Raw genomic sequence first — 16679 nt, forward strand, 5'->3', positions numbered from 1 at the left:
AAAAGTATTTAAAATAAAATAAGAATTCATTTGTGGAAAGAAATTAAAAATTCCATAATTACCACTTTTAGTTAAATATTTACGATTAAATTCTAAATATTCATCTTTATAAGGAGAAAAATATAGTTTAAACTTCTTATCTTCTACAATGACTTTTGGTATTTTTAATCCTTCATAAGCATAAAAATCAATCTCATATCCATTTATTGTTTTTACTTTTTGATGACTTTTTATTCTACCTTTTTCTAATTTATATCCAAATAATAATGATTTAAAAAAGCTTAGTTCATTTCTTAATGCAGTATCAAAATATTCTCTATTTTTATCATAATTTTTACCAATAAAATCTATTAAATATTTTGGTTTATTAAAACCATCAGAATTTATTGCTCTCAATTTTTCATTTTTATTTGTTATTTCAAATAAATATGGAGCTTGATACATCTTATCTTGAGGAATACCTCTCAAATTTTTCCACAATGAAAAATCAACTGTTTTATATAAAATTGATTTTTTTAAATATAAATCCAAATCACTATCAATAAATTCATTTAATATAAATCCCATAGCTATTTGCAATAATACACCAACAATAAGTATTGGCAAAGATGGTGAAGCTAAAATAATTGCTAAATTAAATGAACCAATAAATAAAGTAAGTGTTAAAGCATCATAATCTTCTCTTTGATACAGCCATACAATATCATATGAAGTTGTTATCACTACTGTTAATACTGCAACTTTTGTTACTACTTTTTTTTCTATAAAAGAGAGTAATCTTTTGCTTGAATTACTTATTTCTTTAGTAGCACTTTCTTTAAAAAACAACTCCAACACATGCATAGGTGTTTTTGGATATTTACTAATTAATAAACCTATATTTACAGTGACATCTGTCAAATCTTTTACAAACCCAATATGATTTTTAATATTTTTTTTACTATCATCAAAAAAAAGATAATCTGAAATATTTGCTATTGCTATTAGAGTGGAATATGTTTTAGAAGACATAATCAAATTTTTATTTAAACCTTTAATATCTTCTATAGAACTATCTTTTTGCTTTTCTAAAATTTTTTCTAAACTAGAAGTTACACCTTCTATATTTTTTAGTGTTTCAAAATATTCTCTTGATAAACTCTTTATATTTTGGTCACTGTCATTTATATATTTATATTTACTATCTTCTCTTGCATCTTCATCAATTTTTATTTTAAAAGTATTTAAAAAATTTAATGCTTTTTTACTAGAATTACTAAATATAATATCATTTAATATTAATCTAGTTTGCATATACGAATATGATTTTGCAATTTGATATTTTTTGTTTATTATATTTTTTTCATTATCTTCTAAAGCTATTCTCTTTTTTGTTAAATTCACAACAAATTCATAGATATGATTTAAAGTTTCATTAAAAAATGAAGTTTTATCACTCTCTTCATCTATAAAGACTCTAGGTGCAGATAATAAATATACAATATTCATACAAGATATTACATAAGATAAATTATCTTCTATGCTTATATTTTCATAAGTTTTTAAAAGTTTTTTTAGTTTATCATCTTGCAGTTGTTTTTCTATTTTTTCTAAAATCTTTTCAGGAGTTTCAATACTTTTATCTTTAAAATACGTTAAGTTATCATAATATAAATATTTTGAATTAAATTTTGTATTATCACCCTTTTGTTCAAAAGATTTGATTCTTTTTATATAATCTAAGTTTTCAAATTCCTCTAAAAACTTATCTCTAGAATTTATAGGTTTTACCATCATTTCATGATAAACTGTTTGATTTTCAACTATATCTTGTATATCTTCAATGGAATCATCATTAATATTTGGCTTTGGCACTATTTGTCTTAATTTTAAAAAGAAATTATTTCTCAAACTATTTAACTTTGAATACTGTTTTTTTAACTTTAATTCATCTTCAAACTTTTCACTGTAAAGTAATGTAAAAATAGTATTTGCCAAAACGTATGAAGCATTATCTTTTATTTTAGTAAAATCATCATTATTACTATTAAAAGTAAATTGTTTAAATCCCATCCTTGGTAAATTAGCTACATACCTTCTATTTGTTTTCTTAATAATATTTGTTAAATATATATATCTTACACTTAAATTATTTCCACTTGTTTTAAAATTTGTCTTACTATAATAAACATCGCCTAGTGTTTTACTTTTTTCTTCATCATTTAATTCTTTTGAAAAAAAATCTTTTTTTAAAAATTGAATTTGTTGAAAATATGATTGACCAACTTTTTTATCATCTTTTTCTATTATTTGAGATAAATCTTTATAATTTTTTAATAGTGTAATAAACTCTGAATCAGTTAAAACTAAAGAAACAATTTCGTTATATATCTTTTTTAATTCTAAAATTGTTTTTTTATAAGAAGTACTTTCTTCTTTTGAAAAATAAAAATAATCAACCATATTTGCAATTGTATATGTATAATTATTTTTCTTTCTTATATCTTCAATAATACTATTATTATAAGCATATGCAAGTTTATAGTTTGTATAGTATCTTTCGTACATATCTTCTATTTGAGCTAAAATATCTTCTATTATACAAAGAATATTTAATCTTTTATTTTTATCTTCTTCATTTACTTTATATTTTTTTTCAGTCTTTAAATCATCATCTGTCAATACTATTTTATTTATACTATTTGAGTCTTTAAAGTAAAAACTATTTTTATTATCTGGTTGTTTTGGATCTATTATTTGTCTTTTTAGTTTTAGAATATCTGCTTTATTTGTAAGTTTTATACTACTATATGAAATAGTTGTTTGTGTATCATCATACAGTGGAATATAGTTATATTTTATTTTTGTTTTTGTATTTTCAAAAAATATCTCTTGAAGTTTTTCACTATACAAAGTTCCCCTACTTAGTACTTTATACTCTTTTATTTTATCATTTTGAATAATATATACATATGCAAATGTATGTACATGCACATTATCTTTTATTTGAACAAACTCTTTTTTACCTACATATGTATCATCACTTTTTAAAAATGCTCTTGTTGGTCTAAGTGGTCTATATATATCTTCACTTTTTCTTATTAAATATAAAGAGTATTTCTCTGTTTGTTTTATCTGTTCTTCTTGTTTTATAGCCTCTTCTAGTGGTTCTTCTTCTTTTACTACACTACTTTCTATACTTGGAGGCGAGCTTATTTGAGATGTCCCTTGTCCTGGATCTACTAAAACTACTGCTCTTCCTTTATCTGTTTTAAATCCATCTGTTCTTAATAAAAAATATTTTGATGTTGATTTTACATTTGTTTCTGTTCCTGCAGTTGATACTGAAGCTACTTTTGTACAAGGATTTTTACTTCTTGGGCAATCTACTGGTGCGCCTATTATGTCAGTTAAATATAATGGCTTTGCTCCTGCTATTCTTTCTACTTTTGCTGTTGATGTAAGTGTTACTTTACCTCCACATGCACATTGTATTACTCCTGCTTCTATAACATTATATTTATTGCCCATTTTTATAACCTAATTATAATTTTTGATATTTTATACAAAAATAATTTAATTGGTTATTAAGTAATGATATTTTATTTGTATTTATTATTTATTGTTACTAATATTTCATCTTTTGTTAAGTTTTCATCTATTTGTAAATCCATTGCAAAATCCAAAATTTCTTTGAACTTTTTTGATGGTTTAAATCCTAGATTTATCAAGTCTTTTCCTTGAACAAGAGGTTTTAAAGCACTATTTTCAATATTTAATTCTTTTGCTTTATTTAGTAACCAATCTATTGCTTTTAGGCATTTTTCTTTATCTTTTATATCTCGCCCCAAACAATCTGCCAAACATACAAAACACAAATCTTCAATATTTACTTTTAAAGATAATCTTTTTACTGCTTTTAGTGAAGAATCTGCTAAATACAATTGAAAAGGTGCTAAATGAGATTTAACTAATGGCAATATCTTCTCCACAAATTTCTTTTCATTTGTAATTTTTGATAAAAAAGTTTTTGTAGGTTCAATACCTAAAGACTCATGTTTATGAGAAGTTATTCTTCCTTTTATCTCTTTAGTACAAAAAGGTTTTCCTAGGTCATGGCATAAAATAGCATAAAATAGATATAGTTTTCTATACTCATCTATTATATTTTTTTCTTTTAAAATTTTTGCTAATTCATCAATACACATCAAAGTATGAATCCAAACATCTCCTTCAGGGTGATATTGTTTATCTTGAATACAACCTATTAAGTTTTTTATTTCTGGGAAATATTTTAATATATCTATTTTTCTTAAAAGTTCAAAACCAATTGAAGGTTTAGTTGATTTTAAAAACAGTTTTTTAAACTCTTCAAAAACTCTTTCTTTTGGTAACTCTTGAAACTCTTGTGTATCAACAATTCTTTGACATAAAGTAAAAGTTTTTTCTTCTATTTTTAAGTTAAACCTTGAACAAAATTGTACTGCTCTATAGACTCTTAATGCATCTTCTTCAAAAGTATTTTTATTTACATATCTTAAAATACCATTTTTTAAATCATTTAGTCCATTATGAGGATCAAGTATTTTGTCTTCAAAATAATCATATCCAATAGAATTTATAGTAAAATCTCTTCTTAAACTAGCTTTTTCAAAGCTCATATTTTTACTTGTAATTACTTCAAAACCTTTATGTCCAGAAGATACTTTTTTTTCTTCTCTTGCTAGTGCAAAATCAAATTCAAAGTTATCAACACTTAAAGTTAATACTCCAAAAGATTTACCTACTAATTTTACATTTCCATATTTACTAAGTACACTTTGAATTTTTTCTAATTTATCAATATTAAAAATTTCAATATCATAATCTTTAGAATTAATATCTAAAAAATAGTCTCTAATACACCCTCCTACAAGAATTGGTTTTGCACCAATTTCTTGTAAAGAGTGTAATATCTTTATAAGAATTTTGGGAAGTTTAGTTTTTATGTTTGTAAACGTGTACATCTCTTTGAGGGAAAGGAATTGATATTCCTTCATTATCAAAAGTAGTTTTTATCTTTTCAGTTAAATCAAATTTAACAGTCCAATAATCAGGTGTATTTACCCAACCTCTTACTACAAAATTAACTGAAGAATCACCAAGCTCAGAAACTGCAACTGTATTTGCTTTGTCTTGTAATATTAATTCATTTGATTTTAATATAGATTCTAAAATCTCTTTTGCTTTTTTAATATCATCATCATAACCAATTCCAACAACTAAATCTACTCTTCTAGTAGGATTAGCATTTACATTTGTTATTGTATTTTGAGTAATTGAACCATTTGGAATAATTAACTTTTGATTATCTGGTGTTTTTAAAATTGTATTAAAAATTGAGATTTCTTCAACTGTACCACTTGAACCACCTGCAGTAACATAATCTCCAATTTTAAATGGTCTAAATAAAATAATCATAACCCCTGATGCAAAGTTACCTAATGAGTCTTTAAGTGCTAGACCTATAGCTAAACCAGCAGCACCTAATATTGCAAAAAATGATGTTGTATCAACCCCTAATTGTTTTAATGCTGTCAATGCAACAACAACCATCAAAATGTAATAAATTATGTTTCTAAAAAAACTTAAAAGAGTAGCATCTACTCTTTTAGTTTTAGTTAATATTTTTATACAAATATCAGTTAATTTTGAAGCTAGCCATTTACCAACAATAAAAATAACAATTGCAATTGCAATATTTAAAGCATAAGTACCAATTAAATCTGATACTGTCTGAACACTCTGATTCATAATAACTCCTATTTTATAAGTTTAATTAGCTCTGCTACAACTTCATCAATTAAAACATCAGTTTTTTCTAATGTTTTTCTATTTACTATTTCAACCATTCCATCTTTAAGTTTTTTCCCAATAACAACAGCATATGGGAATCCAATTAATTCAAAATCTCCCATTTTAAAACCAAATCTTGCATTTTTTCTATCATCTAAAATAGCTTCAATTTGATTATTTTTTAATTCATTATAAATTTTTTCACCAACTTCTAATTCATCATCTTTTTTAGCATTTGATACAATAACATCTACCATAAATGGTGCTGTGGATTTAGTCCAAATACAACCTTTTTCATCATGGTTTTGTTCAATAACTGCTGCTACTAATCTACTAACACCAATTCCATAACATCCCATTATGAATGGTTGAGCTTTTCCATTTGCATCTAAAAATGTTGCATTCATAGCACTTGAATATTTTGTTCCAAGTTGGAAAATATGCCCAGCTTCTATGCCTTTAGTATAAGATAATTTACCATCACAATGAGGACAATTATCACCTTCTTGTACTAAAATCAAATCTTTAAAAGTTAACTCTAATGAAGTTAAATCTACACCTGTTAAATGATATTCTTCTTCATTTGCACCACAAACTACATTATTATCATCTTTAAGTTCACTATCAACTACTACTTTAATATCTTTTGGTAAATCAATAACTCCACAATAACCACCTACTAAATTTGCACTTTGTAAATCTTCAGGTGTAGCATCTAATAACTCTAAAGCTTCAACTGCATTACAAGCTTTAGTTTCTTCTAATTCATCTGTTCCTCTTACAAAAAATACAACAACTTCAGAAGAGTCTTCATATAAAGCTTTTTTTATAACTGCTTTAATTGAATAATATGGATCAACATTTAAAAAGCTACTTACTTCATCTATTGTTTTACAATTAGGAGTATGTACTTTTTCTATCTGTTTTGTTTGCAATGATTCTTTTTTATTTGGTTTTCTTTTTGCAGCTTCTACATTTGCTCCATAATCACAACTATCACATACAGCAATTGTATCTTCTCCTGAATTTGCTAAAACCATAAACTCTTTTGAACCACTTCCACCAATAGCTCCACTATCTGCTTCAACAATTCTAAATTCTAAACCTAATCTTTCATAAATTTTTTTATATGTTTTTTCCATTAGGTTAAATTCTCTTACTAAATCTTCATGTGAAGAGTGAAAAGAATAACCATCTTTCATAAGAAATTCTCTACCTCTCATAAGTCCAAATCTAGGTCTAGCTTCATCTCTAAATTTTGTATTTATATGATAAAGATTTATTGGTAAATCTTTATAAGAAGTAATTCTGTTTTTTACAATATCAACTACAGTCTCTTCATTTGTAGGAGAAAGTACAAATCCTGCACCTTTTCTATCTTTAAATTTTAATAACTCTGGTCCCATTTGTGTTGATCTTCCAGATTGATCCCAAAGTTCAAGAGGAGTTACAAAACTCATAAGAAGTTCATTTGCTCCTGCATTATCCATCTCTTCTTTTACAATTGCTTTTATTTTATCTAATACAATTTTTCCAAGTGGCATAAAGTTATAAATACCTGCACCTGTTTGGTTTATAAATCCACCTCTAACTAAAAATTGGTGAGATGCTAAAGTTGCATCTTTTGGTGCTTCTTTTGTAGTTGGTATAAACATTCTTGAAAATTTCATTAATTTATTATCCTCTTTCATTTATATTCATTGCATGTTCGCATTTATATTTATTTAACATATTAGAATCATTTTTTAGTTCAAACATTGATTGAACTGCTCCTAATACTATATCACATTCCATATTTTTTGATAAATGTTTAATTTTTTTTGATGGTTGATGAAGATATTCATTTAGAACTGTTTGGCATAATTTTCTAATATTTTCTTCATTTTCCTTGTCAATAAATCCTTTTTTAATAGCATTATTAACTTTTTTATCAATTACAGCTTCACCTCTTAAATGAAGATGTTTTATAACTGGTTCTACTTCTAATGTTTTTAACCACTCAAAAAACTCTTTTGACATTTTACCTACAATACCAAATGCAGTTTTTGCTTGTTTTGCTTTTAGTTCCATATTTGCATTTACAATAAATTGTAAATCATCAACTGTAAAGATTTTCAAATCTGGTGATTCAATATCATCAATATCTCTTGGAACTGCTATATCAAACCAATATCTATCAAAATTACACTCTTCAACCATATTTTCTGTAATTATTGGATAAGGAGCAGATGTTGCAGTTATCATTACTGGAATTTCATTTAACAGTTTTTTTAAGTTTGCATAATCTTGAACTTCTACACCTGTTTCAAAAGTTTGTGCAAGCATAGTCGCTTTTTTTATATCTCTACTTGTTAAAACAACTTTAAAACCTTTTGAAAGTAGATGCTTAACTGTTAATTCACTCATTTCTCCTGCACCAATAACTAAAGCTTTTACACCTTCTTCATTCCCAATCTCTTCTTTTGCTTTTAATACAGCTGTACTAGCAACAGAAACAGAACCTGTTCCTAAAGTTGTTGCAGTTCTTACTGCTGCTGCACACTTAAATGCATAATGAAGTGCTCTTGGTAAGTTTTGGTGACAATAACCTTTTCCTAAAGAAAATCTAAAAGCATCTTTTAATTGTCCAACAATTTGCGTTTCACCAATCACTAAAGAATCAAGTGCTGAAGCAACTGAAAACAAGTGATGAATTGCACCATCATTATCATATACATCTGCTCTTTGCATTAAATCTTCAAATTCAATTGCAGAATATGAAGCTAATCTTTCTAAAATAAATTCTGTAGCATATGAGACACTTGAAGTAGAGATAATTATCTCTACTCTATTACATGTTGATAATAAAATTGCCTCTTTAATCGCTTTTTCTTTTGTAATTTGATTTAGAAATCTATCTTTATCCGCTTCATGGGGAAAAGCTAATTTTTCTCTCATTTGAATATCAGTATTTTTATGTGAAAAACTAATTACTAAATAGCTCATATCAAAACTCTCTTTCTATCATTGCAGTCATAATTTGAACTAAAGAATCATCATTTTCATTTTCTACTGCTTTTATAGCTTCATGACCCAATTCTTTTGCTTGTTTTATACTATCTTCTAATGCATTTGTTTCAAGCATCTGCTGTTTAATCCATAAAGCATCTTCATTTGATAATTGTTTTTTATATAATGATTTTAATTTATCTTTATGTTCAGTTCTTTCAAATAATAATAAATAAGGAATAGTAACTTTTCCTTCAACAAAATCTAACATTGCAGGTTTTCCTAGTGTTGTTGAATCTTGAGTGATGTCTAAAATATCATCAATCATTTGAAAAGCAAGTCCTAAATTTTTACCATATAATGCAAATTTATTCTCATCTTTTTGTGCTAAAAGAGCAGCAGCTTTTGCAGCAGCCTCAATTAATGATGCAGTTTTTTTATAAATCATATCAAAATATTTATCATATGAAGTGTTGAACTCTTCAGTTAAATCTACATCAAACATTTCACCAATACTTAAAAGTGTAACTGCATTTGAAATTGTATATGCAATATCTTTTGGCATTTGTGTTAACTCTGTGAAAGCTTTTGAATATAAGACATCTCCAAACATAATTGATGTTTTATTATCATAAAGTGCATTAACAGAAGGTTTTCCTCTTCTTGTATCAGCTTCATCAATTACATCATCATGTAAAAGTGAAGAGGCATGAATCATTTCAACAATAGCGCAAAGTTTTATTGACTCTTTATTTACACCTGCAATTTTTAAAATCAATTTACTTCTTAACATTTTACCTGTTGCAAGTTTTTCCAATAACTCAACACACTTTGCATCATTACATTCAACTATAAATTTTTGTATTTGTTCTTTTACTTTTTCTAACTCTATCAATTTAAAACCTTACGAGTCTAATCTTTGTATTACTTCACCAGTAAACTCAATATATAAACTCTTTTTCATTTCTTCAACTTGTTGACTATTTTTTAAACTATATTGTTCTAAAACTCTGTTTATGTCAAAGTCATCACCTTTGTTTTCACTCAAAAGTAATTCCATAATTGCATATTTTTCTATTATTCTATCTAATTCTTCGTCCACTATTTGTGTATTCGCATTTTTTATTGCATCTAAAAACTTGGATTTAGGTGTACCTGCAAATAAATCATCTTCATCTTCAAATAAAGCTTCATAATTAGGCATTACTATTTTTCCCTTCTTAGTCTAACCCTAACTGATTCTGCATGAGCTGTTAGACCTTCAGTATCAGCTAATATTGCACAAGCTTCACCTAATTCATCAATTGCATCTGAAGAGAAATTAATAATTGATGATTTTTTCATAAAATTCTCTACATTTAAAGGACTATAAAATTTTGCTGTACTTCCAGTTGGAAGAGTATGGTTTGGTCCAGCAATATAATCTCCAATTGGTTCAGGAGTATTCTCTCCTAAAAATATTGCACCTGCATGTTTTATTTTAGGAAGTAATTCAAAGGGATTTGAAGTCATAACTTCTAAATGTTCAGGAGCAATTTCATTCATTAATTTACATGCTTCATCCATATCTTTAGCAATTATAATTGCTCCTCTATCATTTATTGATTTAGAAGCTATTTCTTTTCTACTAAGAGTTTCTAAGTATTTATCTACTTCCATTGATGTTTGAGTAGCAACTTCTTCATCTACTGTAATCATAATAGAACTTGCCATTTCATCATGCTCTGCTTGTGAAAGTAAATCTATTGCTAAATATTTTGGTTTTGCACTACTATCACTTAATACTCCAATTTCACTTGGACCTGCAATCATATCAATATTTACTTCACCAAATACAAGTTTTTTGGCAGTTGCCACAAAAATATTTCCAGGACCAGTTATTACATCAACTTTAGGAATAGTTTCAGTTCCGTAAGCCATCGCTGCAATCGCACTTGCACCACCTACTTTAAATGCTTTTGAAATATTACAAATATAACAAGCTGCAAGTAATAATTCATTTACTTCGTTATTTGGAGTTGGAGTACATACAACAATCTCTTCAACTCCTGCAACAATTGCTGGGATTGCATTCATTAGTAAACTACTTGGATATGCTGCTTTTCCACCAGGAATATATAATCCTGCTTTATCAACTGCACTTACTTTTTGTCCTAATACAGTTCCATTTTTTTCAAAATCAATCCATGATTTTGGTAATTGTTTTTCATGGTAAGTTTTAATTCTATCATATGCAGTGTGTAGAGCTTTTTTTAGATCATCACTTATATTTTCATAAGCTTGTTTCATATCTTCTTTAGAAATAAGTAATTCATCATCATTACTAACTTCCCATTTATCAAATTTTAAAATATGTCTTTTTAAAGCTTCATTTTTCTCTTCAACTATTTCACTAATAATATTAGAAACAATTGTTGAAACACCTTTTATATCACTCTTTGCTCTTGCTAAGATTGAATCAAATTCTTCTTTAAAATTTTCTTGTTCTGTATTAATAATCTTCATTATGCCCTCTATATCTTTTCTAATATTTCTTTTGCAATATCAGTAGTATTTCTATTCTCCACATTAACTACAATATCGGCAACTTTTTTATATTCATGTATTCTAATATCATAAAGTTTTTTTGCTTCTTCTAAATTATTTAATAGAGGTCTTTTTTTAAGTTTTCTTTGAGCATTCTCAGAATTGTAAATTCTATTTAAAATACCCTCAAAGCTAGATTCTAGATAGATAACTTTTCCTATTTTATTCAAGTTTTCTTGTTTAAAAAAACCACCACCTGTAGAAATTAAAGTATTAAAAACATTATTTTCAAGCCAAATTGCGCATTTTTTTTCTAAATTTCTGAAATATGATTCTCCATCTTGTTCAAAAATTTTTTTTATTTTTCTGTTATCCATACTTTCAATTAAATCGTCAGTATCAATAGCAAATAAAGATGAATCTTTTACTATTTGCCTTGCAATAGTTCCTTTACCTACACCCATAAACCCTACAAGTATAATATTACCCTTCTTCAAAAAAATATCCCTTATGATTTTTATAGGGTAAGATTATAGCTAAATTTAAGTAAAACTCTAAATGATTAAAATCAATTTTTAATCTATTGGAATAGATATTTTAAAAACTGCACCTTTGTACATTTTTTTATTATGACTATATTTACTATTATATGCTTCTATATTACCGTGAATATGCTCATTTACTATTTGATAAGTCATATAAAGTCCAATACCTGTTCCATCACTTTTATGCTTTGTTGTGAAATATGGTTCAAATATGTTTTCTATAATATTTTCAGGTATTCCTCCTGCACTATCTTTTACTGTAATTATTATATTATTTTTGTGTTTATATGAATCAACAAAAATATATTTATCTTCTATAATATTTTGTTCTTTAAATGCATCATTTGCATTATTTAAGATATTTAGTAATGCTTGTGTTAGTTCATTTCTATAAGTATTTAATTTTAAATTTTTATCTATATTTACAATTACTTCAATGAAGTTAGTTTTAAAAATGCTATCTAATAAAACTAAATTTTGGTTGACCATATCTAAAACTGCAAAATCTTCTTTTCTTTTATCTGGAGCGAAAAAGTTTCTAAAATCATCAATAGTTGAAGATAAATGTTGAGCAGTTGAGTTTAACTTATCCAAATACTCAATTGACTCAGATTTTTCATCTAATCCAGTCTCTAATTTCAATTTTAATCCTGTGGAAATTGTAGAAATTAAACTAAGTGGTTGTCTCCATTGATGGGCAATATTTCCTATCATTTCACCCATTGAAGCAAGTTTAGACTGTTTAAATAATAATCTTTCTTTATTTTTCAATTCTGTTAAATCCATAATCGTAAATAACTTAACTTTTTCATCATTTATATGAATAAATCTATCTTTTACTAATGCAGGAAATGTTGTTCCATCATTTTTAATAAATTCTATTTCATAAAAATCTAAATTTTTATTTAGTGACTCTTTTAAAGTTACAATAAAATCTTCATGAACATGATGATATAAATCTTGTCCAATTACTTCATCTGGATTATCATATCCTAGAAGTTTACAACCTACTTTATTAATATCAATACAATTATGATCTCTAAAAACTAGTACAGCTTCCATTGTAGAATCCAACAATACTTCAAAACTTTGAATTGATTCTTGAAGTGCTGTTTGAGTCTTTTTTAATTCTTTATTTTTTTCTTTTAACTTCTCTCTTTCTTCTTGTATTTTTTTCTTATTATCTAATACTTCTTTATATCTATATGTGATTATAAATATAATAATAAAAAATATAATTAAAACTTTCCAAAAGAAGTTGTAATCTACATTATTATCATAATTAACATTAACCCACTTTCTTAAAATTTCATGTTTTTTAGATAACTGAAGTTTTTGAACAAGCTTTTCAAAAATTGAATAAAGTAATGCATCATCATCCCTTACACCCACACTTAAATTAAAAGTATCATCAAGTTTACCAGATATTTTTATCTCTGAAAAATAGCTATTTTGTAACTTATAACCAATTGTTGTAACACTATCAATAAAAGCAAATATTGAATTATCCATTACTTTTTGTAAGCCTTCATCAAGAGATTTTACATTAACAAAATTTATGTTAGGAAATTTATCTTTTAATTTTTTATAAAAAGCATAATCTTTTATTATTGCAATCTTTTTATTTCCGATAATATCATTTAAACTATTTATATATCTAACATCTTTTTTAGTAGCAATAACTAATGGGAAATTTAAATATGGTTTTGTAATATTCATATAAGTATCACGATCTTTTGTTTTGATAATTTCAGAAACAATATCACATTTTTTTTGTTTTATAGCAAGAAGAGTATCTTTCCATGATTTTGTAGGATATACTTCAAGTGGAACATGTATTTCATTTTCAAAAAACTTCATAATATCTGCAATTATTCCAATATAGTTACCCTTTTCAAATTTTTCATAAGGCATTCTATTTGGATCAATACACATTGTAATCTTATCTTTTTTATCTAAATATTTAATCTCATTTTTTGAAAAAGCATAATCTTTTGAATATTTACTTAAAGAAAATATCAAATCACTTATTTTTACATCTTCATCAATTTTTTTTGTTGCTTTTGCTTCTTCTAAAACCATAGTAAATAAGTCTTTTCTTATTTCACCTATTTTATAAGCACCCAATAGCATAAGAGTTTCTATTTTTTTAGCTTCATACATCAAAGCTTCTTTTGATTTATACTTTGAATATTTATTATAAATAATATCAATTAACTCTTTTTTGTGAGTTAAGGCATATTTCCAACCTTTATTTGTAGCATCAATAAAGTTTCTTATATTTTTTCTATTTTTCTTTACATAATTCAATGAAGAAAAAAGGCTTTCTCCTGAACTGTTAATCTCATAATTTCTAGGATTTATGATATTATAATCAATTCTATTTTTTTCCAAAATATAAGGTTCATTTGTTATAAATGCACTTATTGCATCAATTTCACCATCCATAAAACTTTGAACTGAACTAAAAGGAACTATATTTATATCTTTTTTGTCAATTTTAAATTTATCAAGTAATCTTTTTAAAGATGAGTTTTTTAATTCAAATGAACTTATGCTTATTTTTTTATTTCTTAATTCTAATGGAGAATAAATATCTTTTTTTGTAATAAAAACTAAAGGTGAAATTTTTAAATAATTTGCAAGTAATATAATAGGTTTATGTTTATCATAATAATCTATAATTGAAGTATCATAAATTCCAAAAGTAGATACACCATTTTCCACATCTTTTTGAATATTAATACCTGATTTATACTCTTTTAATGTTACATCAAAACCAGCATCTTTGTAAAAGCCTTTTTCAATTGCAGCAATATATCCAGCAAACTCAAATTGATACTTCCAATTTAATTGAATTGATACTTTTTTAATATCAGGTGTATTAGCAAATAATATATTCATAAATAATAAAAATAATAAACAAACTCTAAAAAAAACCAAAACTAACCTTTTAAATTTAGTAATAAATTATACCATTATTTTTTGAAACAAAACTTTCTATTATATCTTTCAATCATTGAAGGATTTCCTAGTATTCCACCTTGATGAATATAAACAATTGTTCTATTAGTTTTGATATAAGAAGAGTTAAATAAACTAATAAATCCTAAAGGATCATATAAAAGATCAAATTCAATATTTGTTTGTTTTTTTAATTGTTTATATATTTCATAAAACTCCAAATACAATTTACCAAAATGATAATTTTTAGGTTTTTCTAATATTTTAGGATGATACTTTTCATTTTCTTCTAACATAAAAAACTGCTTTTTTAGATATTCATCTTTGCCTACGCAAGAGCAAGTTACAACTTCACAATCTAAATATTTTTGTAAAAAAAGAGCTGTTGTTCCTGTTCCACTTGGTAAGCAAACAAGCAAATCTTTAATGTCATTTTCATGTTGCCATGTTTTTATCTCATTTGCTAATATTTCAATACCATAACTTGCTTCTTTTTCTCGTCCACCCTCTTGTATATATAAAGTATCATCACATTGATAGATATTCTTCTTTATAAAGCAGTTTAAATCTTCAACATTTTTTTCAATAATTTTTGCACCATTTTCTAAAGCTGCTTTATAATTTCCTTGGGGATTATTTTTTAAAAAAGATGCAATATGTTTTACATAAAATTCAAAATTCCATCCTCTAAGCTTTGCTAAAACAGACATTGAGTATAGTGAATTAGCTTGAGCAGAACCATATGAAACTAATTTGTTTATATTTTTAAAATCATTTTTATAAAAATAATAGAATTTTCTGGCTTTATTTCCAGAGAAATGTGTATCTAACAAATCATCTCTTTTTATATACAGTTTTCTATTATTAAATGTTACTTCTTGCATAGGTGAGTTTGTAAATTTCATATGTGATTGTAGCATTTATTAACAAAAGTTTTGTACAATATGGAAAAAATTAAAAGGTAATTATATGAATTTAATGCAATATATTGATAAAGGTGGAATAATAGTATATATTCTTATTTTTCTTAATATAATAGGATTTACAATTATTTTTTGGAAATTTTTCACACTTCCTAGAAAAAATGCAATGATAAAAAAGATTAAAGATAAAATTGATTTATCAAAAAATAATATTAATGCACAAATTGAATATGAAGTTCAAAAACTAGAAATTGGATTAACATATATAAAAAATATTGCATCAATTGCTCCACTTCTTGGATTATTAGGTACAGTTTATGGAGTTTTTAAGGCATTTGAAACAATTACAGCAAAAGGGTTGGGAGATCCAACTGTATTTTCAAGTGGAATTTCTATTGCACTTATTACAACAATTGCAGGTCTTATTGTTGCTATCCCTCATCATATTGCATATAATCACTTTATTTCACAAATTGATGCAATTGAATTAAAAGCAAAAAAAGATCTAATAGAAGATAAAAAAGATTAATAATGAAAAGAAGAGAAACATTAGGAGCAGATTTAACTCCCATAATAGATGTAGTATTTATTTTACTAATATTTTTTATTGTTACATCTGTATTTAAAAAAGAACAACTTGCACTTATGTTAGATCTTCCATCTTCAAGTGCAAAAGAGATGCAAGTAGAGAAAAAACAAGTTTATATAGAATTAAATGAAAAAACTCTTGCAATAAAAGGGAAAGAAGTCACTTTTAAGAATTTAGAAAATAGTTTGGAAAAAATAAAAGATAAACAAAAACCAATCGTAGTAAGAATAGATAAAGATGTAAAATATGAAAGAGTAGTAAAAGTTTTAGATTTACTTCAGAAATATAATTTAAATAATCTAGCTTTAATAACAAATAAAAACTAAGAAA

At 25.4% G+C, this 16679-nt stretch carries 13 protein-coding genes; 2 read left to right on the plus strand and 11 right to left on the minus strand.

The window, feature by feature from the left end; translation table 11 throughout:
• The 11 genes from CRU93_RS09245 to CRU93_RS09295 all read right to left on the minus strand — a co-directional run.
• On the minus strand, nucleotides 1-3510 hold a 3510-nt coding region (locus CRU93_RS09245; RefSeq protein ID WP_164967661.1), incomplete at its 3' end, for a hypothetical protein.
• A 71-nt stretch (nucleotides 3511-3581) separates the two neighbouring features.
• On the minus strand, nucleotides 3582-4985 hold the full coding sequence (locus CRU93_RS09250) for a CCA tRNA nucleotidyltransferase (protein ID WP_129103919.1): 1404 nt from the start codon (nucleotides 4983-4985) through the stop codon (nucleotides 3582-3584).
• Nucleotides 4957-5772: a mechanosensitive ion channel family protein gene (locus CRU93_RS09255; protein ID WP_129103920.1), complete on the minus strand. Its 816-nt coding sequence runs from the start codon at nucleotides 5770-5772 to the stop codon at nucleotides 4957-4959. Before CRU93_RS09255 ends, CRU93_RS09250 begins: the two co-directional genes overlap by 29 nt.
• An 8-nt stretch (nucleotides 5773-5780) precedes the next feature.
• A complete protein-coding gene (locus CRU93_RS09260; protein WP_129103921.1) occupies nucleotides 5781-7484 on the minus strand; it encodes a proline--tRNA ligase in 1704 nt (567 codons plus the stop codon).
• Between the two features lie 7 nt (nucleotides 7485-7491).
• Nucleotides 7492-8799, minus strand: coding sequence for a glutamyl-tRNA reductase (gene hemA / locus CRU93_RS09265; protein ID WP_129103922.1), 1308 nt, complete (start codon nucleotides 8797-8799; stop codon nucleotides 7492-7494).
• Nucleotide 8800: 1 nt separating this feature from the next.
• Nucleotides 8801-9697: a polyprenyl synthetase family protein gene (locus tag CRU93_RS09270; RefSeq protein WP_129103923.1), complete on the minus strand. Its 897-nt coding sequence runs from the start codon at nucleotides 9695-9697 to the stop codon at nucleotides 8801-8803.
• 9 nt (nucleotides 9698-9706) lie between these two features.
• A complete protein-coding gene (locus CRU93_RS09275) occupies nucleotides 9707-10006 on the minus strand; it encodes a DUF2018 family protein (RefSeq protein ID WP_129103924.1) in 300 nt (99 codons plus the stop codon).
• A gap of 2 nt (nucleotides 10007-10008) precedes the next feature.
• On the minus strand, nucleotides 10009-11307 hold the full coding sequence (gene hisD, locus CRU93_RS09280) for a histidinol dehydrogenase (RefSeq protein WP_129103925.1): 1299 nt from the start codon (nucleotides 11305-11307) through the stop codon (nucleotides 10009-10011).
• Between the two features lie 8 nt (nucleotides 11308-11315).
• The gene (locus tag CRU93_RS09285; RefSeq protein ID WP_129103968.1) at nucleotides 11316-11792 is read right to left on the minus strand and encodes a shikimate kinase; all 477 of its coding nucleotides are present in this window, start codon (nucleotides 11790-11792) and stop codon (nucleotides 11316-11318) included.
• Between the two features lie 111 nt (nucleotides 11793-11903).
• Nucleotides 11904-14777, minus strand: a complete 2874-nt coding sequence (locus tag CRU93_RS09290) for an ABC transporter substrate-binding protein (protein WP_164967662.1) — start codon at nucleotides 14775-14777, stop codon at nucleotides 11904-11906.
• A 74-nt stretch (nucleotides 14778-14851) separates the two neighbouring features.
• A complete protein-coding gene (locus tag CRU93_RS09295) occupies nucleotides 14852-15742 on the minus strand; it encodes a 1-aminocyclopropane-1-carboxylate deaminase/D-cysteine desulfhydrase (protein ID WP_129103927.1) in 891 nt (296 codons plus the stop codon).
• A 64-nt stretch (nucleotides 15743-15806) separates the two neighbouring features.
• Here CRU93_RS09295 and CRU93_RS09300 point away from each other — a divergent pair, with 64 nt between their 5' ends.
• Nucleotides 15807-16289: a MotA/TolQ/ExbB proton channel family protein gene (locus CRU93_RS09300; protein WP_129103928.1), complete on the plus strand. Its 483-nt coding sequence runs from the start codon at nucleotides 15807-15809 to the stop codon at nucleotides 16287-16289.
• Between the two features lie 2 nt (nucleotides 16290-16291).
• A complete protein-coding gene (locus CRU93_RS09305) occupies nucleotides 16292-16675 on the plus strand; it encodes a biopolymer transporter ExbD (protein ID WP_129103929.1) in 384 nt (127 codons plus the stop codon).
• Nucleotides 16676-16679 lie beyond the last annotated feature (4 nt).

This window comes from Arcobacter sp. CECT 8985 (assembly GCF_004116495.1).
Lineage (GTDB): Bacteria > Campylobacterota > Campylobacteria > Campylobacterales > Arcobacteraceae > Malaciobacter.

Excerpts from the sequence above, each read along its gene's own strand:
- hisD (WP_129103925.1), bottom strand. The coding sequence starts at position 11,307 with ATGAAGATTATTAATACAGAACAAGAAAATTTTAAAGAAGAATTTGAT.
- CRU93_RS09255 (WP_129103920.1), bottom strand. The coding sequence starts at position 5,772 with ATGAATCAGAGTGTTCAGACAGTATCAGATTTAATTGGTACTTATGCT.
- CRU93_RS09260 (WP_129103921.1), bottom strand. The coding sequence starts at position 7,484 with ATGAAATTTTCAAGAATGTTTATACCAACTACAAAAGAAGCACCAAAA.
- CRU93_RS09275 (WP_129103924.1), bottom strand. The coding sequence starts at position 10,006 with ATGCCTAATTATGAAGCTTTATTTGAAGATGAAGATGATTTATTTGCA.
- CRU93_RS09285 (WP_129103968.1), bottom strand. The coding sequence starts at position 11,792 with ATGGGTGTAGGTAAAGGAACTATTGCAAGGCAAATAGTAAAAGATTCA.
- hemA (WP_129103922.1), bottom strand. The coding sequence starts at position 8,799 with ATGAGCTATTTAGTAATTAGTTTTTCACATAAAAATACTGATATTCAA.
- CRU93_RS09300 (WP_129103928.1), top strand. The coding sequence starts at position 15,807 with ATGAATTTAATGCAATATATTGATAAAGGTGGAATAATAGTATATATT.
- CRU93_RS09305 (WP_129103929.1), top strand. The coding sequence starts at position 16,292 with ATGAAAAGAAGAGAAACATTAGGAGCAGATTTAACTCCCATAATAGAT.
- CRU93_RS09295 (WP_129103927.1), bottom strand. The coding sequence starts at position 15,742 with ATGAAATTTACAAACTCACCTATGCAAGAAGTAACATTTAATAATAGA.
- CRU93_RS09290 (WP_164967662.1), bottom strand. The coding sequence starts at position 14,777 with ATGAATATATTATTTGCTAATACACCTGATATTAAAAAAGTATCAATT.
- CRU93_RS09250 (WP_129103919.1), bottom strand. The coding sequence starts at position 4,985 with ATGTACACGTTTACAAACATAAAAACTAAACTTCCCAAAATTCTTATA.